General features: G+C 53.0%; 27 protein-coding genes and 1 tRNA gene. 9 read left to right on the top strand and 19 right to left on the bottom strand.

Features of this window, described 5'->3' with window-relative positions:
* Positions 1-211: 211 nt before the first annotated feature.
* From FEE96_RS03690 to FEE96_RS03710, 5 genes are all read right to left on the bottom strand, one after another.
* A tRNA-Val gene (locus FEE96_RS03690) sits at positions 212-287 on the bottom strand.
* Positions 288-361: 74 nt separating this feature from the next.
* Positions 362-934, bottom strand: a complete 573-nt coding sequence (locus FEE96_RS03695; protein WP_138161675.1) for a histidine phosphatase family protein — start codon at positions 932-934, stop codon at positions 362-364.
* Between the two features lie 392 nt (positions 935-1,326).
* Positions 1,327-1,533: a cold-shock protein gene (locus FEE96_RS03700; RefSeq protein WP_138161676.1), complete on the bottom strand. Its 207-nt coding sequence runs from the start codon at positions 1,531-1,533 to the stop codon at positions 1,327-1,329.
* A gap of 475 nt (positions 1,534-2,008) precedes the next feature.
* Positions 2,009-2,533, bottom strand: coding sequence for an HU family DNA-binding protein (locus tag FEE96_RS23740; protein WP_246079286.1), 525 nt, complete (start codon positions 2,531-2,533; stop codon positions 2,009-2,011).
* 147 nt (positions 2,534-2,680) lie between these two features.
* Positions 2,681-3,136 carry an Lrp/AsnC family transcriptional regulator gene (locus tag FEE96_RS03710; RefSeq protein WP_138161677.1) on the bottom strand — a complete coding sequence of 152 codons (456 nt, stop codon included), beginning with the start codon at positions 3,134-3,136 and terminating at the stop codon, positions 2,681-2,683.
* 125 nt (positions 3,137-3,261) lie between these two features.
* Between FEE96_RS03710 and FEE96_RS03715 the strand changes: the two genes are divergently transcribed.
* The gene (locus FEE96_RS03715) at positions 3,262-4,311 is read left to right on the top strand and encodes a Glu/Leu/Phe/Val family dehydrogenase (protein WP_138161678.1); all 1,050 of its coding nucleotides are present in this window, start codon (positions 3,262-3,264) and stop codon (positions 4,309-4,311) included.
* Between the two features lie 57 nt (positions 4,312-4,368).
* Here FEE96_RS03715 and lon read toward each other — a convergent pair whose 3' ends face one another.
* Positions 4,369-6,783 carry an endopeptidase La gene (lon, locus tag FEE96_RS03720; protein WP_138161679.1) on the bottom strand — a complete coding sequence of 805 codons (2,415 nt, stop codon included), beginning with the start codon at positions 6,781-6,783 and terminating at the stop codon, positions 4,369-4,371.
* A gap of 395 nt (positions 6,784-7,178) precedes the next feature.
* Complete coding sequence (gene tgt / locus FEE96_RS03725) at positions 7,179-8,309, bottom strand: tRNA guanosine(34) transglycosylase Tgt (RefSeq protein WP_138161680.1); 1,131 nt, start codon at positions 8,307-8,309, stop codon at positions 7,179-7,181.
* 177 nt (positions 8,310-8,486) lie between these two features.
* On the opposite strand from tgt, the gene FEE96_RS03730 reads away from it, so the two are divergent.
* Both FEE96_RS03730 and FEE96_RS03735 read left to right on the top strand, forming a co-directional pair.
* Complete coding sequence (locus FEE96_RS03730; RefSeq protein ID WP_138161681.1) at positions 8,487-9,377, top strand: SPFH domain-containing protein; 891 nt, start codon at positions 8,487-8,489, stop codon at positions 9,375-9,377.
* Positions 9,377-9,655, top strand: coding sequence for an NfeD family protein (locus FEE96_RS03735; RefSeq protein WP_138161682.1), 279 nt, complete (start codon positions 9,377-9,379; stop codon positions 9,653-9,655). Before FEE96_RS03730 ends, FEE96_RS03735 begins: the two co-directional genes overlap by 1 nt.
* 76 nt (positions 9,656-9,731) lie before the next feature.
* Here the strand turns inward: FEE96_RS03735 and tpiA are convergent, their stop codons facing one another.
* The 3 genes from tpiA to FEE96_RS03750 form a co-directional block, all read right to left on the bottom strand.
* Positions 9,732-10,481, bottom strand: a complete 750-nt coding sequence (gene tpiA / locus FEE96_RS03740) for a triose-phosphate isomerase (RefSeq protein ID WP_138161683.1) — start codon at positions 10,479-10,481, stop codon at positions 9,732-9,734.
* 148 nt (positions 10,482-10,629) lie between these two features.
* Positions 10,630-10,989 (bottom strand): HesB/IscA family protein, encoded by a 360-nt coding sequence (locus FEE96_RS03745; protein ID WP_138161684.1) that lies wholly within the window; start codon positions 10,987-10,989, stop codon positions 10,630-10,632.
* 158 nt (positions 10,990-11,147) lie between these two features.
* Entirely contained in the window at positions 11,148-11,510 is a 363-nt protein-coding gene (locus FEE96_RS03750) for an SUF system Fe-S cluster assembly protein (protein ID WP_138161685.1), read from the bottom strand.
* Positions 11,511-11,869: 359 nt separating this feature from the next.
* Here FEE96_RS03750 and FEE96_RS03755 point away from each other — a divergent pair, with 359 nt between their 5' ends.
* Together FEE96_RS03755 and FEE96_RS03760 are read left to right on the top strand one after the other, a co-directional pair.
* The gene (locus tag FEE96_RS03755; protein ID WP_138161686.1) at positions 11,870-12,637 is read left to right on the top strand and encodes a hypothetical protein; all 768 of its coding nucleotides are present in this window, start codon (positions 11,870-11,872) and stop codon (positions 12,635-12,637) included.
* Positions 12,638-12,881: 244 nt separating this feature from the next.
* A complete protein-coding gene (locus tag FEE96_RS03760; protein WP_138161687.1) occupies positions 12,882-13,127 on the top strand; it encodes a pentapeptide repeat-containing protein in 246 nt (81 codons plus the stop codon).
* Positions 13,128-13,366: 239 nt separating this feature from the next.
* Here the strand turns inward: FEE96_RS03760 and FEE96_RS03765 are convergent, their stop codons facing one another.
* The 8 genes from FEE96_RS03765 to FEE96_RS03800 all read right to left on the bottom strand — a co-directional run bounded on the left by FEE96_RS03765 (position 13,367) and on the right by FEE96_RS03800 (position 21,743).
* Positions 13,367-13,747, bottom strand: a complete 381-nt coding sequence (locus FEE96_RS03765) for a VOC family protein (RefSeq protein ID WP_138161688.1) — start codon at positions 13,745-13,747, stop codon at positions 13,367-13,369.
* 68 nt (positions 13,748-13,815) lie between these two features.
* The gene (locus tag FEE96_RS03770; RefSeq protein WP_138161689.1) at positions 13,816-14,556 is read right to left on the bottom strand and encodes a helix-turn-helix domain-containing protein; all 741 of its coding nucleotides are present in this window, start codon (positions 14,554-14,556) and stop codon (positions 13,816-13,818) included.
* Between the two features lie 190 nt (positions 14,557-14,746).
* Positions 14,747-16,123: a TRAP transporter large permease gene (locus FEE96_RS03775; protein ID WP_138161690.1), complete on the bottom strand. Its 1,377-nt coding sequence runs from the start codon at positions 16,121-16,123 to the stop codon at positions 14,747-14,749.
* Entirely contained in the window at positions 16,123-16,803 is a 681-nt protein-coding gene (locus tag FEE96_RS03780; RefSeq protein WP_138161691.1) for a TRAP transporter small permease, read from the bottom strand. Before FEE96_RS03780 ends, FEE96_RS03775 begins: the two co-directional genes overlap by 1 nt.
* A 98-nt stretch (positions 16,804-16,901) precedes the next feature.
* A complete protein-coding gene (locus tag FEE96_RS03785; protein WP_138161692.1) occupies positions 16,902-17,903 on the bottom strand; it encodes a DctP family TRAP transporter solute-binding subunit in 1,002 nt (333 codons plus the stop codon).
* Positions 17,904-18,181: 278 nt separating this feature from the next.
* Positions 18,182-18,718, bottom strand: a complete 537-nt coding sequence (locus FEE96_RS03790) for a GNAT family N-acetyltransferase (RefSeq protein ID WP_171021603.1) — start codon at positions 18,716-18,718, stop codon at positions 18,182-18,184.
* An 11-nt stretch (positions 18,719-18,729) separates the two neighbouring features.
* Positions 18,730-19,983 (bottom strand): sigma-54-dependent transcriptional regulator, encoded by a 1,254-nt coding sequence (locus FEE96_RS03795; protein WP_138161694.1) that lies wholly within the window; start codon positions 19,981-19,983, stop codon positions 18,730-18,732.
* Complete coding sequence (locus FEE96_RS03800; protein ID WP_246079288.1) at positions 19,980-21,743, bottom strand: sensor histidine kinase; 1,764 nt, start codon at positions 21,741-21,743, stop codon at positions 19,980-19,982. The genes FEE96_RS03795 and FEE96_RS03800 overlap by 4 nt, the downstream gene beginning before the upstream one ends.
* 59 nt (positions 21,744-21,802) lie before the next feature.
* On the opposite strand from FEE96_RS03800, the gene FEE96_RS03805 reads away from it, so the two are divergent.
* Positions 21,803-22,984 carry a cytochrome P450 gene (locus FEE96_RS03805; protein WP_138161696.1) on the top strand — a complete coding sequence of 394 codons (1,182 nt, stop codon included), beginning with the start codon at positions 21,803-21,805 and terminating at the stop codon, positions 22,982-22,984.
* A 243-nt stretch (positions 22,985-23,227) separates the two neighbouring features.
* On the opposite strand, the gene FEE96_RS03810 is transcribed toward FEE96_RS03805, so the two are convergent.
* On the bottom strand, positions 23,228-23,695 hold the full coding sequence (locus FEE96_RS03810) for an Lrp/AsnC family transcriptional regulator (protein WP_138161697.1): 468 nt from the start codon (positions 23,693-23,695) through the stop codon (positions 23,228-23,230).
* A gap of 145 nt (positions 23,696-23,840) precedes the next feature.
* On the opposite strand from FEE96_RS03810, the gene cobA reads away from it, so the two are divergent.
* The 3 genes from cobA to FEE96_RS03825 are packed head-to-tail and all read left to right on the top strand — an operon-like array spanning position 23,841 to position 26,615.
* Complete coding sequence (gene cobA / locus FEE96_RS03815) at positions 23,841-24,647, top strand: uroporphyrinogen-III C-methyltransferase (protein ID WP_246079290.1); 807 nt, start codon at positions 23,841-23,843, stop codon at positions 24,645-24,647.
* Positions 24,647-24,955 (top strand): DUF2849 domain-containing protein, encoded by a 309-nt coding sequence (locus tag FEE96_RS03820; RefSeq protein WP_138161698.1) that lies wholly within the window; start codon positions 24,647-24,649, stop codon positions 24,953-24,955. The genes cobA and FEE96_RS03820 overlap by 1 nt, the downstream gene beginning before the upstream one ends.
* Complete coding sequence (locus FEE96_RS03825) at positions 24,948-26,615, top strand: nitrite/sulfite reductase (protein WP_138161699.1); 1,668 nt, start codon at positions 24,948-24,950, stop codon at positions 26,613-26,615. Before FEE96_RS03820 ends, FEE96_RS03825 begins: the two co-directional genes overlap by 8 nt.

The following is a 26,615-nucleotide window of genomic DNA, read 5'->3' on the forward strand; positions in this document are numbered from 1 at the left end:
TCTGCGTATCGCAGTATCCGCAGCTTACGTTGAATCTCGCGTTGATCCTTGTTCATGAACATCTCCTTCTTCCCAAATCTGGGAGGTTAAAGGAAATGTCCCGCGAGTAACGGCATTTCTACAGTGCAGCGGAGGCGTAGCGGGCGTACTATACGAGCAAAACACGCAGCGAGCTTTGTGCGTGCAAGTGCATGAAATTGCAGGATTACTATGGTGGGTCGTGAGAGGCTCGAACTCCCGACATCTTCGGTGTAAACGAAGCGCTCTACCAACTGAGCTAACGACCCGTTGGGGCAGGATTTAGACAATGCGCGTTGCGGGCGCAAGGGCATAAATGACTTTTTTCACCTTATTTGAAAACTTATCGCAGAACCTGCTCTTTGCCGTCCTTTAGCAGGTATATGCAGCCCTGATCCTTGGACAAATCTCCCATCTCAGATCGTCTTAAACTGCAGACGATCCCCCGCATCACCTGCCCTAGCAGCGCATGTGCTACAACCACTGTCGGACCTGTCAACGTTGCCAGGAAATCTGATATGCGGTTTTGGAAGACCTCGAACCCCTCGCCTCCTGGTGCAGCACTATATAAATCCAATGTTGAAGAGTTTTTGGCAAAAAGTTCTGGATAGCATTGAGCCACCTCTGCACGGGTATGCCCTTGAAAATCGCCGGCACAAATTTCGGCAAGACGCACGTCAGTTTCAAAGGGCGCGCCGCCAAGGGCAATATCAGCCGTTTGCTGTGCCCGCCCCAAGGGCGATACAAAACAAAGTGGCTGCTGACTAAGAATGGGCTTCATCAATTCGGCCTGACGCCGTGCCTGCTGTATCCCCAATTGGGTGAGGCAAGATTCCATCTGACCCTGAACGCGCTGTTCAGCGTTCCATTCGGTTTGCCCATGCCGAAGCAGCCAAATTGGGGGGAGATCCTGCATTCTGAGTACCTTGCATTTCGAAACCAATAAGCAATTTCTAGTCGCTTCGGCCAGAGAGCAAAAGCCCTAGGCGCATCAACTCGAAAACGCGTAGCTATATCACCACGCGCCAACGCCCAACTGGTTGTGTCATCAATCAGCATGGCATCAAAACGTTGTCGACCTGACAAGTGCAGGCTCGGTCAAAGTTGGTTTTGAGGTGCATCTTACGTGACAAGAACCTCAACTAAGAACCATCCAATTGTTGATCGCTGCCAGTGCTTTAGGTCCTGGCTTTGAAAACGCCACGCCGGATTGAGGTTATTCGGAATGCGGACTGAATACGGTGCCAGAAATGCAAAACGCGACCCACAACAAAGGGGTCGCGTTTCAATAACTCGTTTCGTAAAGGCTTATGCCAGTGCGAGGTTCACAGCTGACTCGCGACCGTCACGGCCGGGCTCGATGTCAAAAGTCACTTTCTGGTTGTCGGCCAGACCGGTCAGGCCTGAACGTTCAACAGCTGAGATGTGCACGAACACATCCTTGCTGCCACCTTCTGGTGCGATGAAGCCGAAGCCTTTAGTAGAGTTGAACCATTTTACGGTGCCAGTGGCCATATCCGTAGTCTCCAATTATTTGCTGCCCGCGTTGGTGCGGCAGCCCGGCGTGTCAGGTCTGGATCGAAAGACTGAAGGCCGAAGAACGGGAAACAGTAGGACGAAAAAGAAAAACGTTAGCGGTTCCCATTTGAAGGGTGGCACCGATTTTTTCAAGAGGCAAATTGGAGATAGGCGTAGATCAGCTTAGTTTCAACCTAGTTTCTTGACCTAAATCGGGCCTTTAGAACCCCAAGAAACCCTAGAAGGAAACAAAAACCGTTTGAGTTACATCCGCCTGTTACCATTCAATAAATAAGCTACATACAACGATACTCCAAACCGTCAGGCCTGAAAAACCGCGAAACCATAGGCATGGAATGTGAACCAGCGGCGTGCAGATATGTATGCAAAGTGTCTTGGCCAGGCAGGCCACCCATTTGCAGTGAACACCGGCAAACCTTTCAAGTTAAGAGCCTCTAACGGCGCGTGAACCTCAACTATCGCCTTCTGCAATTTGAGCAGAGGCAGGCTCGTCAACTTCAGTGGGGTTAGTTGTGCTAGCTATGCTCTGTCGAATTTTGCAGATGATTACCCGACCATTGTTACGCATTTCGCTACGGTTGATACGCAGTTTTCCTAACGGTTGCATATTCAGCTCACGACCTTCGCCAATGGTTTCACCAAGAACTGCAAGCATTGCTTCGACGACCGGCTTGGCATCCTTTTTCTTCACACCCGATCGCTCGACAACCAAATCGATGAGTTCCTTTTTGCGCATTTCGGGCGCGGAAACGACTGGACCAGGCATAACAACCGTAGGTTCAGGCGATGTTTTGGTCGCAATTGGTTCAGCTGTGAGTTCGCCACCTTGGTCACCCGCTGCTTTGGCAGCAGTTTTAGACTTTACAGTTTTTTTGGGCAGATCAGACTTTGCAGTACCGGAACTTTTTTTAGTGCGTGCTGCCATGGTTTTGCCCCGTATTTTGTGTTTTTTTAAGGCTACGCGGAATTTTTCCAAGTTTCCAGTTTCTTGTCGAAAATGGAGGGACTTTCAGCCTGTTAACACCATTTTGAAATCCATTGTTGCGGAAATAGACGCTTCTTTACTTCAGTTCAGGTTTATTCTTCACATAAAGAATATTCGATATCCTGCGCTTCGTGTTTCTCAATCTGCTGGCAGGGTATTTCTGCAGATCATGGTTCGCAGCGTAAAGCTGGAACGAGTGGAACGAATGCCCGGGACGCGCATCAATTGATGTTCAAGAAATCGATCAAAACAAGTGAGATCACTGGCAACCACTCGCAGTAAAATATCTCGGCTTCCCGTCATCAGATAACATTCCATAACTTCGTCGAACTGGCGAACCGCTGCCTCGAACCTGCCTAAGGCGTCACTTGACTGACGCTCCAGTTCAACGGTTACGAATATAGTCACAGGCAAGCCAAGCTTGGCTTGGTCTACACGCGCCGAATACCCGGTAATCACGCCGTCTTCCTCAAGATTGGCAACTCGCCGCGCACAAGGTGTTGGGGACAATCCTACGCGTTCTGACAGGTCTGCCATTTTTTGGCGCGCATTCAGCTGCAACTCCGAAACTATCTTTCTATCGATGGCATCCATTAGATTTTTCCTACTTCTAACCGCGTCATTAGGTGAAAGCTCCAAAATTTGCAAAACACTTAGCGTAATTTGGCGAAAACTCGCGTGCAACCTAGATTATCAGAAGGCAACGGAGGAATAAGAGAATGAACATCACACCAGTGCCATCTAGCAGTCACGAAGAGATATACTGCGTCGAGGACACAGCAACCGGTCTGCATGGGTACATCGCCGTGCACTCAACATTGATGGGCCCTGCAGCCGGTGGGTTGCGGATGCGCCCATATGCCAATGCCGAGGACGCATTGACAGATGTCAAAAGGCTGAGTGAGGGCATGACTTATAAAAATGCCGCAGCTGGGCTACCACTGGGTGGCGGCAAGGCTGTCATCATCGGTGATCCAAGTCACGACAAGACGCCAGAATTGCTGCAGGCCTTTGGCGAAGGGATCAATAGCCTAAAGGGTCGGTATTATACCGCGGAAGATATGGGTATGAGCCCAACCGACATGGCGCAATTGGCGAAGGTCACCCCTTGTGTCGCAGGTTTGCCCACTGGCGATTATGCCAGCGGCGACCCATCTCCGATTACTGCTCGTGGTATATTTAACGCAATCCGTACCACCCAAAAACACCACTGCGGTAGCGCCGAGCTGGAAGGCATAACGGTAGCAGTACAGGGCTTGGGGAATGTCGGCTGGCATCTGTGTGATTTGTTAAACATGGCAGGCGCCAGTTTGATCATCACCGATACAGATGCAAAGAGAGTTGCCAAGGCGGTAACGGTATTTGGCGCCCAAGCCGTGGAGCCAGATCAAATCTATACCGTTGAAGCCGATATCTTTGCCCCTTGCGCGATTGGGGGCATCTTGAATGCAACGACGATTCCGCTGCTTAAAGTGGCAATTGTTGCAGGTGGCGCTAACAACCAGCTTGCAACACCACAAGATGCGACCGCCCTACATGACCGAGGAATTCTGTACGCTCCGGATTTTGTCGCAAATGGTGGTGGTATCATCAATGTTGCCACTGAAATTCTTGAAATTTCGGACCGCACGGCTTTTGTCGATGAAAAGTTGGCGGCCTTGGATTTGACGTTGCAAGCAATTTTGCGTCAAGCCAAAGCCGAAAACACCAGCCCTGACGCAGTGGCCATTGCCACAGTGCAGGCAAAAATGGCGCGTCCGGCGGCATAAGCGGAAAAACAAAAAGGGCGGCTTTTAAGCCGCCCTTTCAATAATTGATATGGGGTTTTAGTGGGCGACCGCCCCTGCCCCATCTTCAGATCGCTTTAGCGCAGCCTTGGCCGCGGCAGCTTCTTCTTCGGCTTCCTCATCCCATTCGATAGCCTCAGGCTCGCGGACCAAAGCATGCTTCAGCACTTCGGACACATGTGAAACCGGGATGATTTCCAGCCCCTCTTTCACATTATCAGGGATTTCCGGCAGATCCTTTTCGTTCTCTTTCGGGATCAACACCGTTTTGACTCCGCCACGCAGTGCAGCCAGCAGTTTTTCCTTCAAACCGCCAATCGCCAATGCATTCCCACGCAGGGTAACCTCGCCCGTCATCGCAATATCTTTGCGAACCGGAATCTGTGTCAGCACTGACACAATCGATGTCACCATAGCCAGACCGGCACTCGGACCATCTTTCGGCGTCGCAGCTTCCGGCACATGGACGTGGATGTCCCACCGGTCAAAACGCGGAGGCTTAACGCCGATCTGAGGCGAGATAGAGCGTACATATGACGCGGCCGCCTCAATCGACTCCTTCATCACATCACCCAGTTTACCGGTGGTTTTCATGCGGCCTCTGCCTGGCAGTCGCAGTGCTTCGATAGACAACAGCTCACCACCGACCGATGTATAGGCCAGCCCAGTCACAACGCCGACCTGATCTTCCTTTTCGGCCAGACCATAGCGGAATTTCTCTACCCCCAGAAAATCGCTTAGATTGTCGGCCGAAACAGTTACATTGTCGGCCTCTTTCTTGATGATCTTGGTCAAAGATTTCCGTGCGACCTTGGCGATCTCACGTTCCAGATTCCGCACGCCCGCTTCACGGGTATAGGTGCGAATGATCTCAGTCAGAGCGCTGTCCTTCAGTTCAAACTCCTTGGCTTTCAAACCATGGTTCTTGATCTGCTTGGATACCAGGTGCTGCTTGGCAATCTCGCGCTTTTCGTCCTCGGTGTAGCCAGACAGTGGGATGATCTCCATCCGGTCCAGCAACGGTCCAGGCATGTTGTAGCTGTTCGAGGTGGTCAGGAACATCACGTTCGAAAGGTCGTACTCGACCTCCATATAGTGATCGACAAAGGTCGAGTTCTGTTCCGGATCCAGCACTTCCAGCATCGCCGACGCCGGATCACCACGGAAGTCCTGCCCCATCTTGTCGATCTCATCGAGCAGGATCAGTGGGTTGGTGGTCTTAGCCTTTTTCAACGCCTGAATGATCTTGCCCGGCATTGACCCGATATAGGTCCGGCGGTGACCACGGATTTCGCTTTCGTCACGTACACCACCCAGGGAAATACGGATAAACTCACGCCCGGTGGCACGTGCTACCGATTTACCAAGGCTGGTTTTGCCCACGCCCGGAGGACCAACAAGACACAGGATTGGTCCCTTCAGCTTGGTCGAACGCTGTTGCACCGCAAGGTATTCAACAATGCGTTCCTTGACCTTCACCAGACCATAGTGATCGTCGTCGAGGATTTCCTGCGCTTTAGCCAAATCCTTTTTCACCCGGGACTTGGTGCCCCAAGGAATGGACAGCATCCAGTCGAGGTAATTGCGTACAACAGTCGCCTCGGCGGACATTGGCGACATATTCTTCAGCTTCTTCAGCTCGCCGTCCACCTTTTCACGGGCTTCTTTGCTCAGCTTGGTCTCGGCAATCTTGTTTTCCAGCTCGGCCAGTTCGCCTTCGCCTTCTTCACCATCGCCCAATTCCTTCTGAATGGCCTTCATTTGCTCATTCAGATAATATTCGCGCTGGGTCTTCTCCATCTGAGATTTGACCCGTGTTTTGATCTTCTTCTCGACCTGCAGCACGGACATTTCGCCCTGCATCAGGCCGTAGACCTTCTCCAGACGTTCCGACACAGACAGAGTTTCAAGCAGATCCTGCTTTTGCTCGACCTCAATGCCAAGGTGCCCTGCAACCAGGTCGCCCAATTTAGCCGGTTCAGCGGATTCACCAATTGCCGACAAAGCCTCTTCTGGAATGTTCTTACGCACTTTTGCATAGCGCTCAAACTCATCCCCAACAGTACGCAACAGCGCCTCAGTTGTGGTTACATCACCAGGAATTTCAGTCAGGTATTCAGCCTTGGCTTCGAAGAAGTTGTCGTTCTCCAGGTATTCAGCAATTTTGACACGGGCGTGGCCCTCGACAAGGACTTTGACAGTGCCATCGGGCAACTTCAGAAGTTGCAACACATTTGCCAGCACTCCGACTTGATAGATGCCCTCGATTTCGGGGTCATCTTCTGCGGGATCAATCTGGCTGCTCAGAAGGATTTGCTTGTCATCAGCCATCACCTCTTCCAAGGCGCGTACCGACTTTTCCCGGCCTACAAACAGCGGCACGATCATGTGGGGAAACACCACGATGTCACGCAACGGCAATACAGGATAGGAAGAATTGAGAGGCTCTTGCATACTCGGTCCTTACTTTTGGCAAGACGATCCGGTCCCGAAATTCGGCAACCTTGGGTCGTCTCCTCATGGATCTGTTAATCTGGTACGGCGGGCAGCTCATTACAACCAGCTGGCCGTTAAGTTGACAGTTAGTTTGCCCGCAGCAGCCCGCGACCACAAGGTGCGATTTACGGTCAGGGTGACCAAATCGCTAATTCACCCCCCTGGCATCCAAAGCCATCTGTCAACCATGGAGCGCCACCCAGCGCGGCGCTAAAATGTTTGTGGAAGTTGAGAATTATAAAATGCCAATCGTCATATCAAACCCTGTGCAAAAAATCGCACAGGGTCTTTGGCCATAAGGGCAATTTTGTTAAATTGGGGTACCCAGCCAGTGGAGCCTAATTACAGATCGATTAAATCGGCTCAATATCACCTTCGGCACGACCAGCGTGGAACTCCGCTTGCCATGCGTCGAACGTACCTGCTGAAATCGCTTCACGCATGCCTGCCATAATATCCTGAAAGTACTGCAAGTTATGCCAAGTTAACAACATTCCACTGATCATTTCGTTGCTGCGGAACACGTGACTAAGATAGGCCCGTGAATAGTTGCGGCATGCCGGACAGGAGCAATTTTCGTCCAGTGGACGCGGATCATCAATATGACGGGCGTTCTTGATATTGACCACACCATGGCGGGTATAGGCTTGCCCTGTCCGGCCTGAACGCGATGGCAGAACACAGTCCATCATATCAATGCCACGCGCTACAGCGCCAACGATGTCATCAGGTTTGCCTACACCCATCAAATAGCGCGGCTTATTCTGAGGCAGCATGTCTGGTGCATAATCCAATACTCCAAACATTGCTTCTTGACCTTCACCAACGGCCAACCCGCCGACTGCATAGCCATCAAACTCAATGTCGCGCAGCTTTTCGGCGCTTTCTGCGCGCAATTCTTGCGTTACGCCCCCCTGCTGAATGCCAAACAAGGCATGGCCGGGCCGATCCCCAAAGGCATCGCGCGACCGTGCAGCCCATCTCATCGACATCCGCATACTTTCTGCGACGGCTTTGTCAGTGGCAGGCAATGCTGGGCATTCGTCGAAACACATAACAATATCGCTGCCCAACATCCGTTGGATTTCCATCGACCGCTCAGGCGTGATTTCATGCTTGGAGCCATCAACGTGACTTTTGAAGGTAACGCCCTGCTCAGTCAGTTTACGCAAGCTGGCCAATGACATCACCTGAAACCCGCCACTGTCTGTCAGAATCGGACGCTGCCAGTTCATAAACTTGTGCAGCCCGCCCAGACGCTCGATCCTTTCGGCCGTTGGGCGCAACATCAGGTGATACGTGTTGCCCAACAAAATGTCTGCGCCTGTAGAGCGCACACTTTCTGGCATCATAGCCTTAACCGTCGCCGCTGTGCCCACTGGCATAAATGCCGGCGTACGGATCTCGCCACGCGGTGTCGAAATCACCCCGGTGCGAGCTTTGCCATCACAGGCTTGCAGATCAAATGTGACTTTCGGCGACATTGGTATATCCTCATCCTACGCTCTACATTGCGTAACTCGCCGCGTTTGCCCTATCCGGTTGGAATTGACAAGTCTTGTGAATGCTTGCCACAGACCAGTTCGAAGACCATATGTAGGTTGAAATAAGGGGATTTGCCCCCACATGTATACCATAGTACACAATCATTGAGGCCCAACATGTCCGAAGACCAAATTATTAGATTGATATCCCAGAACGGCATCTACTTGTTAGGTGCGATCTTCCTGATCGTCGTCATCCTGAAGGGCATTCGTATCGTTCCCCAATCAGAGAAGTATGTCGTGGAACGTTTTGGCCGCCTGCACTCTGTCCTTGGACCAGGCATTAACTTTGTTATTCCATTCCTAGATTCCGTTGCGCACAAGATTTCGATCCTTGAGAGGCAACTGCCCTCTGCCAGTCAGGACGCGATCACAAAAGACAATGTTCTAGTACAGGTGGAAACCTCGGTTTTTTACCGGATTATTGAACCAGAAAAAACTGTTTACCGCATCCGCGACGTTGATGCCGCCATTTCAACAACTGTGGCGGGGATCGTACGTGCAGAGATTGGTAAGATGGACCTCGATGAAGTTCAGTCCAACCGTGACCAGTTGATCACAACCATTAAAAAAGCCGTGGAAGATTCGGTCGATGATTGGGGCATCGAAGTGACCCGTACGGAAATTCTGGACGTAAATCTGGACCAAGCTACCCGCGACGCAATGTTACAACAGTTGAACGCTGAACGGGCTCGGCGTGCGCAAGTGACAGAAGCCGAAGGTGCCCGCCGTTCAGTCGAATTAGCTGCTGATGCGGAGCTCTACGCCGCAGAGCAGATTGCCAAGGCCCGTCGTATTCAGGCCGATGCCGAGGCCTATGCAACTGAAGTAGTCGCCAAGGCCATCAAAGAAAATGGAATCGAAGCCGCACAGTATCAGGTTGCTTTAAAGCAGGTCGAAGCCCTGTCTATCCTCGGTAACGGAGATGGAAAGCAGACCATTATTGTCCCAGCCGATGCTGTTCAGGCCTTTGGTAACGCATTTAAGATGCTGAGTGGAGGCAAGTAATGGGCGACCCAATCTGGTCAACTTGGTGGGTCTGGGCTGCTACGGCGCTATTGCTGGCTATCGTCGAAGTCCTGGCTCCCGGATTTGTATTCCTGGGCTTTGCCATAGGCGCTGCAGCTGTATCCCTGATCCTGCTTAACACTGGCATGTCAGTTGGCCTGCCGATGTTACTGCTGATTTTCGCAGCATTGTCGCTCGTTGCCTGGCTCATTCTCCGGCGTATTTTTGCCCGGCCTCAGGGTCAGGTGAAAACGTTTGACCACGACATCAACGATTAACCACAATACCAATAACCTCGCAGTACCTTTATCTGCGAGGTCGGGTCAGGGCTACTTGCTCTGACCCATTTTCAATTCAAGCTGAATCCAGAGCAGCAATGATTGGAGAAAAGTCCGCCGCTTTAAGGCTAGCCCCTCCAACCAGAGCGCCGTCGACATTTTCCACAGCAAAAATTTCGGCAGCGTTACCCGGCTTCACAGATCCACCATACAAGAGCCGAATTGCACTGCCGGTCTCACCCCCAAATCGGGCCACAAGTTGGGTGCGCAAGAATGTATGCACCTCACCAATTTGCTCCAACGTAGGCACTTTTCCGGTGCCAATGGCCCAAATTGGTTCATATGCAATCACCAGAGTGTCACCCGTCGCGTCAGTGGGAACAGACTCAGCAAGCTGTGTTCCAATGACTTCCAATGTCACACCCGTTTCGCGCTGCTGCAGGCTTTCCCCCAAGCACACAATGGCATTCAGCCCTGCCGCTATTGCAGCCTCAGCTTTCGAGCGAACCGCAGCATCCGTTTCATTGTGATCTGTGCGGCGCTCGGAATGGCCCAAGATCACCGATGTTGCACCGGCATCCTTCAACATCTCGCCACTTGAATCTCCGGTATGAGCCCCGGCGGCCGCGGCATGGCAATCCTGTCCACCTACCGTGACTGCGCTCTTTTTCACGATTTCTGCCGCACGATGCAGAAGCGGAACCGGAGGGCAAATCAACACGTCCACACCAGCTGTAGTATGCACATCAACCAGTGCCTGCAACTCTGACAGCGCCGCGCTGGTGCCGTTCATTTTCCAATTTCCCGCCGCCAATTTCCGCCGCATCTGCTACCTCCTAAATGCATTTTGAGCTTGGTAACATCGCCCGGGCCGCGAAACAATTGCCACAGCTTCGGTCGCAACACTTTCAATCACCAAAACAGCAAAAAGGCGGGAAAATCCCGCCCAATTCCATACCGCCCAATCTACCCGATCAAAGGCTGGGCATATCTTTAAAGCTGATCGATTCACCACACCCGCAAGCATCCGAAACATTAGGGTTGTTAAACTTAAACCCAGCCTCCAACAGTGAAACTTCATAGTCGATCTCGGTGCCAAACAGGAACATCTGCGCCATTGGCGCAATCATCACCTTGGCGCCGCTTTGCTCAACGACCTCGTCGTTAGGATCAGGCTGATTGACGTATTCCATGGTATATTCCATGCCTGCGCAGCCGCCTTTTTTGACACCGATCCGCAATCCGGCATGACCAGCCTGCACCATCAGTTTGGATATCTGCGCTGCAGCCTTAGGGGTGATTGTGACGGCTTGCTTGCCGGGAATGCCAAACATTGGTGTCTCCTTCTACCCCTACTTAAGGATGTCGCTTGCGCGGCTCAACCCCGACGCCCGATTGCGTCGGGAAAAACGTAGATTTCAAGTGTATCTTTGACCGACCTGTTCGAACCCAACTAGTGGCGACAGCTTCAGCGCCGATCACTAACTTGATACTACATAAAGCCAAGTTCCAGCCGCGCCTCATCAGACATCATTTCCATGCCCCATGGTGGCTCAAACGTCAGGTCAATATCGACACTTTTGATGCCTGCAACGGGTTCAACAGCGTCGACGATCCAGCCCGGCATTTCACCCGCAACTGGGCAGCCTGGTGCGGTCAGTGTCATAATGATTTTGACATCGTTTTCTTCGCTGATGTCGATCGTGTAGATCAAACCCAGTTCGTAGATATTGACCGGAATTTCCGGATCATAAACTGTACGGATGGCTTCAACCACCGGTTCATACAGTGAGTGGCTGACAGTGGAGGGTGCGATAAGTGGTGCACCTTCTAACGGTTGGGACGCATTGGTCATCAGGACAGGGCCTCGAGTGTTTACCTGAGCAATTATATAGGGATTTCAGATTGGGGCGTCCAGAGGCAGCGCGCGCAAAGATCGGATTTGCGCGACTTTGGTTAAACCGTCACAGAGATCACCCCAGATAGCGTCCAAAAACTGTGCACCATCACCGGTTTCGTCCATCCCTCCTGACATTTAGTATGACTTCACCGTAAAAAAGGAAATGTTTTGGCAGGCGAAATGCGTATCCGTGCTACCTTATGTTCAGTGAAATCAAATGCACACAAAAGCAAGATGGCCTTGGGTTTTCCGTTCGATCTTGGATTACGACGGATCCGCCTACTTATTCTGGCTATCGCAGATAGGAGATGAATGTGCCTCAAAAAACCACAAACCTTCTGACTGGGCCTATCTTGATTGCTGCTGCTACCTCCTTCCTTTCCGTAGATTCGCTTGCGGCTCAAGACAGTTGGGACTTTGTGATTGCCCCATATTTGTTAGCCCCCTCCATAAGCGGCACCAGCACCCTTGGTCGGCTTGGGGGCGATATCTCGGTTGATCCCGGAGATGTCTTTAGAAACATGGAAGCCGGAGGAATGCTGCGCTTTGAAGGCCGCCACCAAACCGGGTATGGTTTTGCACTGGATTACGCCTTTATGAATCTTGGCAATGGGGCAACCAGCCCAATTGGTGATATTCGAGCGGACTATAAGCAGTCGATTTTTGAGGCTGTGGCGACCTATCGATTTGGCAATGACAGCGATACTTTCGACGCCTATGCCGGAGTGCGGCACTGGGATATCGATGTTAACCTGGACATTCTCACAGGCCCTGCGGCTGGCAATTTGCAACGCGGCGACAACTGGACCGACCCCATAGTTGGTTTGCGGTGGCAACGGCGTTTGAATCCAAAATGGCGCGTCTTAATGCAGGGGGATCTCGGAGGGTTTGGCGTCGGGTCTGATTTCACCTGGAATCTGATGGGTGGGTTTGCCTACGACCGCTGGCAAAACACTTCTTTGTTCATGACCTATCGGGCCTTGGGCGTGGATTACAAATCAGGTACTCCGGGCACACCAAGCTTCTTTGAATACGATACAGTGACACAAGGATTGCTGGCTGGGGTCGGCTTTCGGTTTTAAGGCCTTCCCGCGTGCACTCTCGTTGGAAACTATTGGTGAATTTCACCGCGTTTCACGAAATGCGCTTCTTCCATGCAAAACCCTGAAATTGCAGTTACCGACGTATGATAAGCAGCCGTTTCAAATGCTTACGTCTCGCCCCCTCTTCGGCCTCAAAAGGTGTAGCAAACAGAACCAATTTAGGGTCAAGCTTAGAACTACACATGCACGTGGTGAGATTTGACGCCGGCGGTAGGAGAAATACATGATAATCCAAGTTAAAAAATCTATTCCTAACTCAACATTCGATGATGTTGATCTTTCTGAAAGCAAGTTCACCGATGTAAATTTGCAAGCTGTTCTTTTTGATGACGTCAATATGAGTGGTGTGAAAATTAACAATGTAAACCTGAGTAACTGTCAAATTACAGACGCCAATCTTAGTGGCATGACCATTGACGGCATTTCAGTGTCCGATCTGTTCGACGCTTACAAACAAGTCCAGAAATAGCATAACCGCCTTGAACCGTTTTTGGTTCACGACCAAAAAATGAGACGCACACAATGTGCGTCCCGCCACCCGCCCCAAGAAATCCCGCGCTCCCATTCCAGCGTGCTGGAATAGGAGCAAAGTTCGTTTTGAATAGACGAACCCAACTAGGTCAGGGGCCGCACGATGCCAATTAGTTAGCCTATTGCGCCACATGAGCCACGTTTATTGACGCTTGCAACTTGGAACCCAAAGCCTACTTATTTCAAAGAGTTGAAACCAAACATGTTTCCTTCAGTGTCTTGGCACAACGTTACCCATCCAAATTCGCCGATTGAAAATTTGGGTCTGATCACGACCCCTCCTGCGGTTGCAACGCGCGCTTGCTGAACAGCGCAGTCTTCAACAGAAAAATACACAATTGTTCCGCCGACACCCGGGCGAGCATGTGGGGACTTAGTGAGAGCACCAGCTGCACCGTACACACCCATATCTGCAGGGAAACTCATCATCTGTGTTTCTCCAGTTGGATCGCCCATCAGTTCAAGCTTGTTTCCCATCACAGCTTCGTAAAATTCCACCGCCCGGTTCAGGTCGTCTACGTAGATATCAAACCAGCCAACTGCATTCATCTTGGTCATCGTCATTTCCATTTGGTTGTGAGTATGACGATCACCTAACAAGCCGCTGCATCCGCGTATTGTATATTTCAGACATCAAACTTTCGAGAATATCTGCCCGGTGTATAGCCTGTAGCCTTGCGAAATGAGTGGATGAAGTGGGACTGGTCAGCATATGACCAGGTGTTTTCGCCATTCAGTGCCTGTTGCAGCCTCAGCACCTTTAGAAAATCATGCGGGGCAAATCCCGTTGTTCGTCTTAGCGTACGTTGCAACTGACGCGGAGAAATACCCGAAAACTCCGCCATATCCGAGACTGAGTGTATGTCGTCTAGATTTCGAAGTATTTTTTCGACTACTGGGTTTGGTGCAACCAGCCTTTTTTCAATCAGCATTTCTACAAACCCTGCCAAGATCAGTTGGCAATTTGCAAAACTTTGCTTTGAAAGCTCTTCGTTTAGATCGGTCAGCGGCAGATCTCCCGCATAAGGCACTTCCACAGCCCCATGCACGATCTGTTCAGGGTCTCCCTGCCATACGCCCGGTAGAAACCTGATGTTTACAAAATGGAACCTCTTACCCAAATTGAATTCTTCAGAGGTTGCCCTAAGCTTGGCAACGCCAGTGATCATCCGATCTAACTGATTTAAGACGATGTAGGTGCAGGCATCCGGCAGCGCGTGAAAGCGGTAGTCAGCAGTGAGTGGTTCTTCGGTCTTAAGCTCAAGAAAGCGATGAACTATTCCACGTAAATGATTTGGAGGTTCGACCTCAACAAACTGCACCGCCTGAACCGACTTTTCTTTTCCGTTTCCCTTTGGATCGTACATGACCAGTGTTCTTTTCGTATCCAATTGCAGTGGGACTATATCACATTTTCTCAGTCAGGTGTGTAAGGGCCAAACGTCCAGCAGTTTTGATCCTTATGAGTATGAGGAAGCGGGAACAGACAGAATGCTCTCAAACTAAAAAAGGCGCCCTGCAATGCAAAGACGCCTTTCTTACTCAATTCAAGGTACCCTACTTGGTGATGATCTCGGGGCCCATCACCGCGTTTGGTAATACCGTCGACAACCACGGAATGTAGGTGATCATGATCAGGAACACGAAGAGCACCGCCAGGAACGGCAGAGCCGCCCGCACCACCGCCATCATCGGCATGCCAGCCACGCCCGAGGTCACGAACAGGTTCAGACCAACGGGTGGAGTGATCATACCAATTTCCATATTCACCACCATGATGATGCCCAGATGGATCGGATCAATGCCCAGTTCGATCGCAATTGGAAACACCAATGGCGCCACAATCACCAGCAGCCCAGAAGGCTCCATGAACTGACCGCCGATCAACAGGATCACATTGACCACGATCAGAAACACAACCGGGCCAAAGCCAGCTGACAACATCGCGTTAGCGATGCTTTGCGGGATCTGTTCATCCGTTAGTACATGTTTCAGGATCAACGCATTGGCGATCACAAACAGCAGTGTTACCGTCAGCTTGCCTGCCTCAAACAACGTCTGCTTGGTGTCGTGGTGGAAGAAGGCAGTGATCACAGCATGGGGCTTTTTGAACAGGCTGGTTTTAGCCTGCCCTTCACCATTAAACAGCGGCCCCATGTCCTTGTAGATAAAGCAGGCAATCAGGAACGAATAGATCGCTGCTACGGCTGCGGCTTCGGTTGGGGTAAAGATACCACCATAGATGCCACCCAGAATGATCACGATCAGGAACAATCCCCAACCCGCTTCCCGGCCCGATGCAAAAATCTCGCCCCAACCCAGCCATTCGCCCTTGGGCAGGTTTTTAACCTTAGCCATCACAAAGATTGTGACCATCAACATGACGCCAGCCAGCAACCCGGGGATAACGCCGGCCAAGAACATCCGTCCTACGGAGACCTCAACTGCAGCGGCATAAACCACCATAACAATCGACGGTGGGATCAGGATACCAAGGGTACCAGCATTACAAATCACACCAGCAGCAAATTCTTTTGTGTACCCGACCTGACGCATGCCAGCGATAACAATGGACCCAATCGCCACCACGGTTGCAGGCGAAGACCCGGATAAGGCTGCAAACATCATACAGGCAAACACACCCGCAATTGCCAGACCACCGGGTAGGTGTCCCACACAGGCGATCGAGAAGCGGATGATCCGGCGGGCAACGCCGCCAGTGGTCATAAAGGACGACGCCAGGATAAAGAACGGGATCGCCAGCAGGGTAAAGTGCCCCTCAAAGGCCTCAAACAGCGTTCCGGCAACGGAAGCCAGCGAGCTGTCGGAATAAACCAGCAGGAACAGGGTTGAGCTTAGGCCAAGGGAGACCGCAATCGGCACCCCGATCAGCATCATGCCAATCACCAATGAGAATAATAGGACGACGTCCATCAGTCGCGCTCCTCGTTCTGCTGAGCGCGCATGGCTTCCAGCTCGTCTTCTACTTCATGACTGGCCACCAGCCGGTCCAACTCTCCAGCCCAGATTTGACGTGCAGCCTGTCCGAACCGCAGCACCAGCAGCAACATCGATAGCGGCAGCACGATATAGGGCACCACTTTTGGCAGCTTTTCATAGGTCTCGCCGTAGTTGATCAGCCCTTCCAGCCATGTCAGCCAGCTCACCATCGGCACGTCTTGCACCTCATAGAAACTTTGGCTGCGCGCCTTCAGATCAAAACCTGTAGGAAACCAGCGCCCTGATGTTGGCGGCAAATCGGCAAAAACGGCCCAGTAGTCATAGGCACCTTTCAGCAGTAGCAAGGCGAACAACAGGCAGCAGCCAACAGAAACCAGCGCCAGAATGCGTCGTGGCGCCGGGGCCAGCATGTTCAATATGGCATCCACACCCAAGTGGGCATGGGTCTTCACCGCATATGATGCCCCTAACAGCACCAACCAGGCAAACAGGAACACCGTCAGTTCCAGCGCCCACAGGATGTTTGAGTTAAAAACAAAACGTGCCACCACATTGGCAAATGTGATCAATGTCATCAGGCCAAGCAGCCCGGCAATCACGTTTTCCTCGATTGAATTGATAAACCCGGCCGGACCGGACCTTGCCCCCGACATATCGCTATCCCCGTTTATTGGAAGTCGTTCGGTGCAGCACCGCAATCTAGGTGCTGAAGGTGTAGGGTGCGTGCTCGCACGCACCCCACGGGAGTATGTTAGTGGTTGGCGTTGATCGCCTGAGCGGCATCAATCTTGTCCTGCCCCACATCACCGGCAAACTGCGACCAAACCGGCATCATGGTGTCGACCCATTCTTGGCGCTGCGTTGCGTCCAGCTGACGGATAGTGCCACCTGCTTCAACAATTGATGCCTTGGCAGCTTCATTCACTGCAAAAGCTTCACTGTTGCGCGTTTGGGTGACTTCGCCAAGGATGGTCAAGAACTGCTCACGGACTGGCGCGTCCAGGCTTTCCAGCCAATCCACATTGGTCACCACCAGATAGTCGATGATGCCGTGGTTGGTTTCGGTTACGCCGTCCTGAACTTCAAAGAACTTCTTGCCATAGATGTTCGACCAGGTGTTTTCCTGACCGTCAACAACGCCCTGCTGCAGCGCGCCATAGACTTCGGAAAATGCCATTTTCTGTGGAGAACCACCGATGGCTTCCATCTGGGCAACCAGAACATCGCTCGACTGAACGCGGAACTTCAGGCCGTTGGCGTCTGTAGGTGCAACCAGTGGCTTATTCGCAGACATCTGCTTCATGCCATTGTGCCAGAACGCCAGACCCTGCAGACCACGACGCTGCATGCTGTCCAGCAAAGCCTGACCATCGTCAGAGCCCTGGAACGCATCAACAGCTTCGATGTTTTTGAACATGAATGGCAGATCAAACAGGCGGAACTGCTTGGTGAATTTCTCAAACTTAGACAGCGACGGTGCAGCCAGCTGAACGTCGCCCTGCAGCATTGCTTCCAAAACTTTGTTGTCATTGTACAAAGTGGAGTTCGGATAGACCTCCATGCACATGGTGCCGTTCATTTCGTCGTTAACGCGCTGCTCCAGCAGTGAGGCTGCAATACCTTTGGGGTGCTTATCCGTGTTGGTCACGTGGGCAAATTTCACCACGATCTCACCGGTGTCACAGGCCGCAATTGCAGCGCCAGCGGTCACAGTCAAAGCCATAGCTGTGGCGGCAGTTGTCAAAAATTTCATAGTACCCTCCCAGGTAATCAATCTCAGTCTCTCCCCAACAGAGAGCTCCGATTGACAGCATCACGCCTGAGTAACTGTGGCTCAAGAATTGTTTCGAAAATCATTGAAATTTACTCGTTTTTCACCAATATCAACTGGTTACACGTTCATTCCAGCAAGTTCCCTAAATACACAGGTCAGTGTTGTGTGGATTTCCACACAGGCTATCACCGAGTTTGTGCGGAATTTCGCACAAACTTTAACACTTCTCAGAATTGTGATTCACCTTGCCTGGTCTATCAGGACCACAGCGATACATCCTGCCACGAGACAGGCACTGTCAGGATACCAGACTGGACCCGCATATCATTTTGCAGGCTCTTAGACTGCCAAGCAGGACGCCATTGCTCAAGGAGCGGGTATGGAGGGGCGATGAGACCGTCTTCTTGAAATCCAAACCGGCTATAGTAGTTCGGGTCGCCCAACACAAAGACTTGCGCAATCCCAGATGCAGTCAGGCGCTCCAACCCTTTCTGGATCAGACTTCCACCGATCCCTTGTTTTTGCAGAGCAGCCAAAACGGCAACGGGACCCAAGAGCGCAACGCCTTGGTCTGAAGCTTCATTTTCTATTGCAATCCCACATGTCGTGAAAACCGCATGCCCCACAAGGTTTCCGCCTTTTGTTGCGGTCAGTGACAGTACTTCATCGCCGCTTGCCAACAGTTTTTTGACCAGCGGCACTAAATCCTCATCAGGAAATGCGTCACGGTACAACTGTTCAATGTCACCGCTGTTCTCTGGCAACTCGTCGCTTATCTCAATATGGGTACTCAAAATAGAAATCCTCAAACCTCATCGGTTGCACGGCCCGGCCTGCGATAATCTTCGGGCCGGATCCCGTAGCGCGTGAGCTTGTCATAGAATGTTTTGCGCGGCAATTTCAGCGCCTGTGCCGCCGCCGCCGCGCGCCCGTTCTGTCGCCCCAGGGCCGCGATCAACAAGGACCGTTCCACCTGTGCCAATTGTTCGGCCAGTCCCAAGCCTGCAGATTCAGTGGCTTCTTCCGGCATTCCAAGCACAAACCGCATAGCCGCTGACATCAGCGAGCGGGCATTTCCCGGCCAATCTTGAGCCATGAGCGCGGCCAAATGATCAGAGCTAAGCTCGGGTGCCTCAATACCGGCCTGCTCCGCCGCTTGCGCCACATAGTGTTGATATAATTCAGGAATATCCTCTCGTCGCTCGCTCAACGTTGGGATCCGCACCCGCATCACATCCAGACGATAGAACAACCCGGCGTTAAAAGTCCCCGCGTCGACCAACTTGGCCAGATCCGCAGTCGATCCCGCAATCATCCGTGTGCCCGCGCCGCGCTCCAACCGGTCCAACACTGCATATTGGGTTGCCTCGGGCAGGGCTGATACTTCGTCGATAAACACTGACCCACCTGCTCCGGCATTGCACAGAGCATCGAACTCTGTGGCCGTCAGCCCAGCGCCCGGACGTTTCACAAATGCGCCCTGTCCGACCTCAGACATCAAATGAACCACCTCGGCCACCTTGGAGATTCCACTGCCCGGAGCCCCAGTCACCAACACTTCGGCCCCGGTGGGCGCCACACTGCGCACCTTTGCGCGTAATTCAAGGGATTGTGGTGAGGACCCAAACAGCATGCGCGCTGCCGGATCACCACTTTCCAGTTGAACCTTCAGCCGCCGGTTTTCCAAAACTAACGCCCGAGTTTTCAAAGCGCGTTCCAAAACGGCCAACAGATCCGCCGCCGCACAGGGTTTTTCCAGGAAATCAAACGCCCCTCGCCCCATGGCCTTGACTGCCATCGGGATATCTCCCTCTCCGGTCAGCAGGATAACCGGCAATTCACCGTCTATTTCATGCGCATAGTCGAGTAGGTGAAACCCATCACGCCCGGGCATCCGGATATCAGATACGATCACCCCGTCAAATTGTGGCGTGATATGATCCTTGGCGACCACAAAAGACGCTGCAGTCACCGCCTCCAGATCATTCAGTTCTAGCGTCTGAGCTAACGCTTCACGCACCGCCACATCATCGTCAACAAGAAGCACCCTACTGGTCATGTAACATCTTCCTCTGCTTCCGCCGTCCAATGATCAAGCTCAACTGTGAACTCTGCACCTTGCCCAACATTGGCCCCTCGAATATTGCCGCCAAAGCTTTGCACCAACCCATATGAAATGGACAAGCCCAACCCCATTCCCTCTGAACTACCAACCGTTTTGGTAGAATAAAATGGTTCAAAAACTTTTTCCGGTTCTTTGATCCCCGGCCCAACATCCTGGACGGTTACAGCCAAACGGCTATCAGGATTGATCCTTATACGGACAAGCCGTTCTTTTTGATCCAACATCGCATCCGCAGCGTTGTTGATCAAATTGACAAAGACCTGCACTAACCGAACCTCGCCCCCCCAAGCGTAAACAGGTGCATCATGAGTTTTCGGATCCCAGTCTATTTGAACCTGATCCGCTTTTAACCGGGCGTTGGTCAACTCAACGGCTGTATTTACAACCTGCACCAAATCAACCCGGCCGACCGGTTCACTTTCATTGCGCGCAAAGGCGCGTAAGTTCTTGATAATCCGGGCCATACGCGTTGATAGAGCGGATATCCTCTCCAAGTTTTCACCTGCTCGGTCCGCCCTGCTCTTTTGCAGAAAAGCACTGCCGTTATCAGCATATTGCTGGATCGCCATCAGCGGTTGGTTCAGTTCATGACTGATACCAGCCGACATCTGGCCCAGCGCTGATAGTTTGCCAGCCTGGACCAGCTCCTGCTGGGCTTGCTTCAAAGCAGCCTCAGCTTCTTGTCTCTCGCTGATCTCGCGTCGCAGCTGGACGTTGGTTGCCGACAGCGCCCGTGTCCGTTTTGCGACCCGGTTTTCCAACACCGCATTGGCCAGTGACAATGTACGACGCCTTTCCATCGCCAGAAACAACAAGGCTCCAAAGGCAAGAAATATTGCCGCCAAAGTTGCGGCCTGTAGTGTCGCAATTCGACGCGCAGGAGTGGTGTCGAGCAGGATTTCCCCAACCATTCCCAATACTGGCAATTCCACTGTCTGATGCAGAGCTTGCTTGGGCAGATAGCGCCCCCACCCCAACTGCCATATGTCGTGCCCCCCCACTTGATAGGCAGAAAACGAAACTGGCTCACCATTTTTGGGCCTCAGCCCTGCCCTGTCTTTCTGGCGTTGCCAGAACAACAACTCAGATCGGTTTGAAATGAAAACCTCACCGTCACTTCCGGTAAAAAACACCGCTGGAAGCGTCCCACGCCAAGTTTGTTCAACGTCCTCGACATCAACCACAACAACCAACGCGCCCCGTACGGTTCCATCTGTGCCAAAATCTGGCGCCGCAAAGAAGAAGGCTCTTCTGTTCAACGGCTGCAGAACCTCATGTCCTTTGCCCAAAGCCCCATACTTGGCCCGAATAAAATAGTCCGCACCTGCGACATCAGGCCCGGTTATTCCCCTGGCAGCCGCCAGCACATGCCCCGATGCGTCTGCATAAAACACATCCAGCGCTGCCGTATGATCTGCTACATCCCGTAACAGCTTAGTTGCAGAGCGACGATGATCATCTCCATCCAACTGTTCAAGTACGGGATGGCTCGACATCAGTACCGCCAGCTCTTGATACACTTGCAACTGAGTACTGACACGGTCCGAAGCCAGTTCCAAATCGGCCTCCCCTTGCCGTGCCAGGGTATCCAAGGCCTGTCGATAACCATAAGACCATACAGCACTTGTCAAAGCCGCCAGCGCCAGGCCAAAGCCCAGTACAATCCATCCACGTTGTCCCAGAAGTTTTCTCATTTCAACACAGTAGCAAAGCTGCCCTTGCATTGACCAGCCGGGTTAGCGAATGTGCCCGGATGATAACCGTGATCCAATCCCCGACCGATTCCGATTTTGTACAAAATCCGTACCCATTCTACACATCGGCTCGCACCAGCAGCCCGTTGCAATTCTGGACCGAGTACGACATGCCAGCCGCCTTTAGTTACGAGGCAGTTCAGGCTTTACTCAAAGACCGCCGCTTTGGCCGCGAGATCCCGGCTGAGATGGCCACCTCAGGCCCCGCACACCTCGCCCCATTCTTGATGACAGAGGCGCATTCGCTGCTGGACGCTGAACCGCCACGCCATACCCGATTACGCAGACTGGTATTGCGGGCCTTCACATCACGCGCCATTACCGCGTTAAGTGACGATATCGAAGCCCTTTGCCATCAGCTCATCGATACCTTCCCAGATACGCCTTTCGATCTGCTCGACACCTATTGCACTCAGCTACCCGTGATCATCATCTGCCGCCTTCTGGGCGTACCCGAGGACATGGCTTCGCAACTGCTGAAATGGTCCCATGACATCGTGGCAATGTACCAGGCCAGCCGCACCCTAGAGACCGAGCATCGAGCCGCCGCTGCCTCGGCCGAATTCATTGATTTCCTGCGTGGTTATATCGACCAACGCCGAAATGACCCGCGCGAGGACCTGATCACCCGGCTGATCACTGCCGAAGAAGAAGGTGAAAGCCTCAGCACGGACGAGCTCATCGCCACTTGCATCCTGCTGCTCAACGCAGGGCATGAGGCCACCGTACATAGCATCGGCAACGGTGTGAAATGCCTACTGGAACATGGTCTGAACCCCGAGTGGCTGAAACCCGAGGGCATCGACCGCACGGTTGAAGAAATCTTGCGCTACGATCCACCACTGCACATGTTCACCCGCTATGCCTACGAAGAAATCGAGGTGTTCGGCCATACCTTCCAGCGCGGCGATCAAGTAGCCTTATTGCTTGGTGCCGCCAACCGCGACCCCCAAGGTTTTGCCGGTGCCGAAACGTTTAACCCAACGAGAGAGATAAAAACCAACACCGCTTTTGGCGGCGGGTTGCATTTCTGCGTCGGTGCCCCTTTGGCCCGCCTGGAAATGAAGTTTGCCTTACCAATCCTGTTTGAACGCTGCCCTAATCTCGCACTGGCCGAACCACCGCGGTATAGCAACACCTACCATTTCCACGGTCTGACCCGCCTGATGGTCACTACTTGAGTCTTGCCTTGTTGAGTCTTGCCGGGGGCAAGGATGGCCAAACGCCACCGCGCCCTGGCGCGGCCTGTCCTTGAGGCGGGCGTGACTCAACAGATACTCGACATAGCGCATTAAAGGGCAGATTTGCCCTTAATCGCTTCTCAGCAGAAAAATCGACTTCTCGGCAAAAACAAAGGTTAGGGGGCACATCACCTCACCCCTTGCTGAATAAGAGTGCACGGAAGCGCTCAATTTGACTACGTCTCAGCTCTCCAGCGGCAACATGGTGGTCGACTTGATCTCTTCCATCGACAGCAGCGCCGTCACGTTGTGCACCCGCACCTCTGAAATCAGCGCCTGATAAAAGGTGTCATAGGCCCGCGCGTTCTGCACCCGTACCTTTAGGATGTAATCAATATCTCCCGCCAGCCGATGCGCCTCCTGAACCTCAGGACGATCCCGCAGCGCCTGCAGAAACTTGGCCTGCCAATCCGCCTCATGCTCGGACGTCCGGATCAGGACAAAGAAACACGCCTCAAATCCCAGCGCCTCAGCATCTAGTACAACTGTCTGCCGCCCAATCACCCCTGCTTCACGCAATTTACGGATGCGATTCCACACGGGCGTCTTGGAACTCCCCACATTCTTGGCGATTTCATCCAAAGATTGACTGGCATCGCGCTGCAGCTCCGCCAGAATTTTCCGATCCGTGGCATCAATTCGTACCGACATTTTCACTTCCCTTGTGTTTGGCAACTTTTCTACCACTTCGTCTCTCAAATTGGAATGCGCGTTCTTATTCGCGCCAGCATATAGCAAAGATATGGGATTATTTCCTATATCTAAGATCAATTCAATCGCAACCCACGAGGCCGCCATGCTGCATAAAATGCCCAGAACACCCGCTGCCCAGGGCGGCACTGACTGCATGCAGCCGGGCCAAGTGACTTTTGCGGGCTCCGGACCCGGCGACCCTGATCTGCTGACCATCAAGGCATTCAAGGCGCTGCAACAGGCCGATGTGATCCTGCACGACCGCCTGGTTAGCGATGAGATCCTGCAACTGGCAGGTCCTTCTGCTTCACTTCTGGATGTTGGCAAAGAGGGCTTTGGCCCACAGGTCACTCAGCAAGAAATCTGCGACCGTATGATTGCTCTGGCCAAATCCGGCCTGCGCGTGTTGCGCCTCAAGTCCGGCGACCCGGCCATCTTTGCCCGTCTCGACGAAGAACTGACTGCCTGTGATCTGGCTGGCATCACCTACCGCGTCATCCCTGGCATTACTGCGGCCTCGGCAGCAGTGGCGGACATCGGTCAAAGCCTGACCCAGCGCGGCCGTAACGCCTCGGTGCGTTTCCTGACCGGGCACGACATGAAAGGCTTTGCCGATCACGACTGGGCCGCATTGGCCCGCGCTGGTGAAGTTGCCGCAATCTACATGGGCAAGAAATCCGCCCGTTTTATTCAGGGCCGCCTGATCATGCATGGTGCCGACCGCAACACACCCGTGACCATCGTTGAAAACGCCTCACGCGTAGACCAACGCGTGTTGGAAACAACCCTCGACACACTGCCCGACGATCTGACCAATGCCGGATTTAACGGCCCTGCCCTCACCCTCTTTGGTCTGGCGCCCCGCGCCAGCCTTGCCGCCCTTACCGATCTCAAGCTGGAGCATGCATAATGGCCCGCGCCTTTACCCCTAAAGTGATCACCGCCAACCACCTGATCGAAGGCGACGTGATCTATCTCACCGCCGCAGACACCTGGAGCCGTGATCTGGCTGAGGCCGAGTTGATCACAGACGAGGCTCACGCCCAACTGCGTCTGCTGGATGCCCAAAGTCAGCCCGCTACCGTTGTTGGCGCCTATCTGGCTGACGCGACGTCGGGCGCCAACGGGCCTGAACCCACCCATTTCCGCGAAGAGTTCCGCCGCACCGGGCCTTCGAACTATGCCCACGGCAAGCAGGAGGTCCTGGCCAATGTATAAGTACAATGACTTCGATACCGCCTTTCTGGCCGAGCGCAACGCGCAGTTCCGTGCCCAGGTCGAGCGCCGTATTGACGGCTCTCTCACCGAGGACGAGTTCAAACCCCTGCGCCTGATGAATGGGTTGTACCTGCAGCTGCACGCCTACATGCTACGCGTCGCCATTCCTTATGGTTCGCTGAACTCCGCCCAGATGAACACATTGGCCCTGCTGGCCGAAAAGTGGGACAAGGGCTATGGCCACTTCACCACCCGTCAGAACATCCAGTACAACTGGCCTAAGCTGAGCGACGTGCCGGACATGCTGGACGCCCTGGCCGAAGTTGGCATGCATGCCATCCAGACTTCGGGCAACACCATCCGCAACGTAACCGCCGATCACTTCGCCGGTGCCGCTGCGGATGAAATCGAAGACCCACGCCCCATTGCCGAACTGATCCGGCAGTGGTCCACCGACCACCCGGAATTCCAGTTCATGGGTCGCAAATTTAAGATCGCCGTTGGCGGCGCAGCCAAGGACCGCGCGGTTCTGAAAGCCCATGACCTTGCCGTTCGTGTCGTCCAAAATGACGCGGGCGAAACTGGCTATCAGATCTTGATTGGCGGTGGCCTGGGCCGTACGCCGATGATCGGCAAAGTCATCAATGACTTTGTCCCACGCGCCGACCTCTTGCCCTATATCGAAGCCGTGGTCTCAGTCTGGAACCAAATCGGCCGCCGCGACAACAAGTACAAGGCCCGCATCAAAATCACAGTGCACGAGCATGGGATTGACCACATCCGCGCCCGCGTGGACGCCCGATTTGCCCTGATCCGCCCGACGTTCTTAGGGGCTGACCAAGAGCTATTCTCCGAAATCAAGGTACATTTTTCTCCGCCAAAATTCCGGACCGGCTCTACCACGCCTTATGACACCGCCTACAAAACCGATCCGGTATTTCGGGCATGGGCTGATACCAACTTGGCCGATCATCGCGTTAGCGATCATGCTATTGTTACCATCTCGATCAAAAAGCACGGCGCCACTCCCGGTGACGCCAGCGCTGAACAAATGCGGGTGATGGCAACTCTGGCTGCAGATTATGGCTACGATGAACTGCGCATCAGTCACGAGCAAAATGTAATCCTGCCGCATGTCCATAAATCGGACTTGCCAGCGATTCATGCAAAACTGAAACAACACGGTCTTGGCACTGCCAATATCGGGTTGATCTCCGACATCATCGCCTGCCCAGGCATGGATTACTGCGCACTGGCAACAGCCCGCTCTATCCCGGTTGCCGAACAAATCGCTACGCGCTTTGATGACCTGAAGTTAGAGCATGATATTGGCCACCTGCAGATCAAAATCTCAGGCTGCATCAATGCCTGCGGCCACCACCATGTGGGCCATATCGGCATCCTGGGTCTCGATCGCGCTGGCGTGGAAAACTACCAGATCACTCTGGGCGGTGACGCCACCTGGTCGGCCGCCGTCGGTGAACGCGCTGGTCCCGGCTTTGCCTATGACGAAATCGTCCCAGCTGTTGAGCGCATCGTCGACGCCTATCTCTCAGTGCGCGACACAGCAGAAGAGACCTTTTTGGAAACCTACCGCCGGGTCGGCATGTCCCCCTTCAAAGCTGCGCTCTATCCCGAAGCTATTAAAAAGGTGGCCTGA

Source organism: Parasedimentitalea maritima (genome assembly GCF_005771405.1).
GTDB lineage: Bacteria > Pseudomonadota > Alphaproteobacteria > Rhodobacterales > Rhodobacteraceae > Parasedimentitalea > Parasedimentitalea maritima.

Coding starts and splice junctions, on each gene's coding strand:
- FEE96_RS03765 (WP_138161688.1), bottom strand. CDS start 13,747: ATGACCAAGATGAATGCAGTTGGCTGGTTTGATATCTACGTAGACGAC.
- FEE96_RS03825 (WP_138161699.1), top strand. CDS start 24,948: ATGTATAAGTACAATGACTTCGATACCGCCTTTCTGGCCGAGCGCAAC.
- FEE96_RS03785 (WP_138161692.1), bottom strand. CDS start 17,903: ATGAAATTTTTGACAACTGCCGCCACAGCTATGGCTTTGACTGTGACC.
- FEE96_RS03795 (WP_138161694.1), bottom strand. CDS start 19,983: ATGACCAGTAGGGTGCTTCTTGTTGACGATGATGTGGCGGTGCGTGAA.
- tgt (WP_138161680.1), bottom strand. CDS start 8,309: ATGTCGCCGAAAGTCACATTTGATCTGCAAGCCTGTGATGGCAAAGCT.
- FEE96_RS03735 (WP_138161682.1), top strand. CDS start 9,377: ATGGGCGACCCAATCTGGTCAACTTGGTGGGTCTGGGCTGCTACGGCG.
- FEE96_RS03780 (WP_138161691.1), bottom strand. CDS start 16,803: ATGTCGGGGGCAAGGTCCGGTCCGGCCGGGTTTATCAATTCAATCGAG.
- FEE96_RS03745 (WP_138161684.1), bottom strand. CDS start 10,989: ATGTTTGGCATTCCCGGCAAGCAAGCCGTCACAATCACCCCTAAGGCT.
- FEE96_RS03805 (WP_138161696.1), top strand. CDS start 21,803: ATGATAACCGTGATCCAATCCCCGACCGATTCCGATTTTGTACAAAAT.
- FEE96_RS03800 (WP_246079288.1), bottom strand. CDS start 21,743: ATGAGAAAACTTCTGGGACAACGTGGATGGATTGTACTGGGCTTTGGC.
- FEE96_RS03810 (WP_138161697.1), bottom strand. CDS start 23,695: ATGTCGGTACGAATTGATGCCACGGATCGGAAAATTCTGGCGGAGCTG.
- FEE96_RS03760 (WP_138161687.1), top strand. CDS start 12,882: ATGATAATCCAAGTTAAAAAATCTATTCCTAACTCAACATTCGATGAT.
- FEE96_RS03695 (WP_138161675.1), bottom strand. CDS start 934: ATGCAGGATCTCCCCCCAATTTGGCTGCTTCGGCATGGGCAAACCGAA.
- FEE96_RS03710 (WP_138161677.1), bottom strand. CDS start 3,136: ATGGATGCCATCGATAGAAAGATAGTTTCGGAGTTGCAGCTGAATGCG.
- FEE96_RS03820 (WP_138161698.1), top strand. CDS start 24,647: ATGGCCCGCGCCTTTACCCCTAAAGTGATCACCGCCAACCACCTGATC.
- FEE96_RS03730 (WP_138161681.1), top strand. CDS start 8,487: ATGTCCGAAGACCAAATTATTAGATTGATATCCCAGAACGGCATCTAC.
- tpiA (WP_138161683.1), bottom strand. CDS start 10,481: ATGCGGCGGAAATTGGCGGCGGGAAATTGGAAAATGAACGGCACCAGC.
- FEE96_RS03750 (WP_138161685.1), bottom strand. CDS start 11,510: ATGACCAATGCGTCCCAACCGTTAGAAGGTGCACCACTTATCGCACCC.
- FEE96_RS03715 (WP_138161678.1), top strand. CDS start 3,262: ATGAACATCACACCAGTGCCATCTAGCAGTCACGAAGAGATATACTGC.
- FEE96_RS03770 (WP_138161689.1), bottom strand. CDS start 14,556: ATGTACGATCCAAAGGGAAACGGAAAAGAAAAGTCGGTTCAGGCGGTG.
- FEE96_RS03775 (WP_138161690.1), bottom strand. CDS start 16,123: ATGGACGTCGTCCTATTATTCTCATTGGTGATTGGCATGATGCTGATC.
- lon (WP_138161679.1), bottom strand. CDS start 6,783: ATGCAAGAGCCTCTCAATTCTTCCTATCCTGTATTGCCGTTGCGTGAC.
- FEE96_RS03700 (WP_138161676.1), bottom strand. CDS start 1,533: ATGGCCACTGGCACCGTAAAATGGTTCAACTCTACTAAAGGCTTCGGC.
- cobA (WP_246079290.1), top strand. CDS start 23,841: ATGCTGCATAAAATGCCCAGAACACCCGCTGCCCAGGGCGGCACTGAC.